Here is a 2,871-nt window from a genome sequence, read left to right as displayed (position 1 = left end):
GGCAGAGAAACTTCGCTATGCCCAACATCTGATGGCTGACCAAACCAAAAGTATTCCAGCGATTTGTAAAGAATTGGGCGATATTCCCAGTAGTACGCTGTATCACTATGTGACGGCGAAAGGGGAGTTGAAGAAAGCTGGAGTGGACTTGCTAAGTGCTGAATAGCCTTCGCATTACCTGTTTTTTTAAGCCTATAGCATTTAAATTTTAAGGTTAATCTTAAATGCATAGTCTGTTATACTACTACAATGTAGTATGTGAAATTATTTATGTTTACCATTGTCGAAACGCCTTTGTATATAAAAATGGTTGATAACCTATTAACCAAAGAAGAACAGGGCGAACTCCATACCATGATTAGCCAAAATCCTGATATTGGTGATGTCGTTCCGAAAAGTGGCGGTGTTCGTAAAGTGCGTTTTGCTAGGCAAGGTGGTGGTAAAAGCGGTGGTGTTAGAGTGATTTATTATAATCGCTTAGAAAACGGTAAAATCTTTATGCTATTGGTTTATGCCAAGGCGAAAACCGAAAATATTCCTGCGCATATACTAAAAGACTTGGTAAAGGAGTTAGACACATGGCAATAAAAAGCATGAAAGACTTAGATACTATTAACTTGGCTAACCATGAATTTACCGGGGATGAGCTCGGGGCATTATTGCTTGAAAGTGTCCGACAAGCTAAAGCCGGGCAAGGTGTAGTACGTGAGCAACCTGTTGTTAACGAAGCCATTGAAGCCAGACAGAATGTGGGACTATCACAACGAGAATTTGCTGAGATTCTAGGTGTGTCAGTTCGAACCTTACAAGCTTGGGAGCAAGGAAAACGCTATCCATCAAAAGCGGCTAGCGTTCTGCTGAAAATCGCAAAAGTTGAACCCCAAGTGCTACTGCGCGTTGCTCATTAAAAACTTTTGCTGTTAAGAATAGTTAGCATTCGTTTGATTGACGACTTGCTATACAAGAATGGGGGCTAAAAGCCCTTATTGTTTACCCAAAATAAAATATCTAAAAAACCACCGTTTTTTGGACTATCTAACTCTTATCATTTAAAAAGACTCTCGAAAAATTTTTTAAAATATTACTCCCTGCGAATTCTGGGGTAAATGCTTTATAGTCCAAATTTTGTACTGAACAGTTTATTTAAAGCCATCAGGTAAAATATTGTCCTTATAATATTCACTTGCATAAAATGAATCAGGGTCAAGTCCACCCATTAGAAGTTCAGCTAATCTTAAATATGGCAGTCTAATTTCATTATCTGATAGCTCATCTCCGAGATTGCAAACTTTTTTGTGTAAACTTTCAAAGGCAGCCTAAAATAGCAGCGTACTAAATAACCAACAAATATCTTCTATTAATACCCCTCCACCCGATGTCCATATAGCATCACGAATTGTCGCATCGCAGGCTTCCAATTTTGAATCGGCATCGTCCATTTTTGCATTGTATTGATGAGTGCCATATAAATTGCCTTAAACACCGCATCATCATTCGGGAAAGTCTTTTTCGTGCTGGTTACCTTTCTTAAACTGGCATTCAACGATTCAATGGTATTGGTGGTATAAATCACTCTTCTGATATCCTTTGGATAATCAAAGAACGTGGTTAATCGACCCCAGTTCTCCTGCCAGGACTTAGAAATTTGTGGATGCTCACCATCCCATTTCTCTGCAAAGGCAAGTAAGTTATCTTCGGCTTCTGCTAAGGTATCTGCCCCATAGATGGTTTTAAGATCAGTGGCTATTTCCTTTCTTTGCTTATAGCTGACGTATTTAAGCGAGTTTCTGACTTGATGGACGATACATAACTGTACTTTGGTTTTGGGAAATACGGTTTCAATGGCTTCAGGAAAGCCTTTTAACCCATCACAGCAGGCAATAAAGATATCATTGACGCCACGGTTTTTTAGTTCATTCATGACAGAGAGCTAGAATTTAGCTCCCTCATTCTTGGCTATCCAAAGACCTAGCAGTTCTTTAAGCCCTTCAGTATTAATGCCTAAAGCCAGATAGACACATTTATTATGAGCAATCCCTTCTTCTCGGTTTTTAACGACAAGTCCATCTAGATAAACGACAGGATAAATTGGTTCAAGTGGGCGTTGTTGCCATTGTTTGACTTCATCCAGCACACTATCGGTGACTGTGGAGATAAAGGTGGATGAGACATCCACGCCATAGATTTCTTTTAGGTGCGCTCGGATATCACGAGTGCTCATACCTCTTGAATAGAGGGAGATGACTTTATCGTCAAAGCCGTTGAGCGTGCGTTCATGCTTTTTAACGAACTGGGGCTCAAAGCTACCGGTTCGGTCTCTAGGGACATCGAGTTCTATTTTGCCAAAGTCAGTACGGACGGTTTTTTTAGTGGTGCCATTACGGGCATTGCTATTCTTACGAGCGGGTTTGCCTGCGACCGTAGTGGCTTCGTCATCTGCTGATTGGATATTTTCTTCTTTGGCTGATGGCTGTTCGTCATCAAGCAAATCATCATCGGTGTGATGATTGATGAAGTCATCAAGCGTATCTTTCTGAGCTTTGCCTTGGTAGTCGTGTTTGGCGTAGCCCAAGTGATGGGTCATTTCAGCTTGTAAAGCCCGTTCAGCGAGTCGTTTGGTGAGTTGTTTTAAGATGCCATTTTCACCCAATATTTGTTCGGGTGTTTGATAATCTTTAAGTAATTCGTCAAGCAAAACTTCTGTCGATTCTTTCATGTAAATGTTCCTGTGTAAATCCTAGTGTTAAAATTGGGTTTACACAAAATATTTTACAGTCTCGCCCATTATTTTATCAGCTTTTTTAATCGTGAACAGGTTCTAAGGTTGATTTGCCAACATTGTATTGTCCTGCAACATCGGGCACTTTTTGC

The 2,871-nt window shown here is 40.2% G+C and carries 2 protein-coding genes and 1 pseudogene; 2 read left to right on the top strand and 1 reads right to left on the bottom strand.

Going from position 1 to position 2,871, the window contains the following annotated elements:
• Positions 1-270: 270 nt before the first annotated feature.
• Both RT143_RS12185 and RT143_RS12180 read left to right on the top strand, forming a co-directional pair.
• Entirely contained in the window at positions 271-588 is a 318-nt protein-coding gene (locus RT143_RS12185) for a type II toxin-antitoxin system RelE/ParE family toxin (protein WP_313093345.1), read from the top strand.
• Entirely contained in the window at positions 579-908 is a 330-nt protein-coding gene (locus RT143_RS12180) for a helix-turn-helix domain-containing protein (protein WP_060995271.1), read from the top strand. Before RT143_RS12185 ends, RT143_RS12180 begins: the two co-directional genes overlap by 10 nt.
• Positions 909-1,357: 449 nt before the next feature.
• On the opposite strand, the pseudogene RT143_RS12175 reads toward RT143_RS12180, so the two are convergent.
• Positions 1,358-2,716: pseudogene (locus RT143_RS12175) on the bottom strand (IS256 family transposase).
• Positions 2,717-2,871: the final 155 nt, after the last annotated feature.

It is taken from the genome of Moraxella sp. CTOTU48268, from assembly GCF_032069585.1.
Taxonomy (GTDB): Bacteria; Pseudomonadota; Gammaproteobacteria; order Pseudomonadales; family Moraxellaceae; genus Faucicola; species Faucicola cinerea.
The sequence above is the reverse complement of the archived record's forward strand: the minus strand, read 5'-3'. Positions and strand labels throughout refer to the sequence as shown.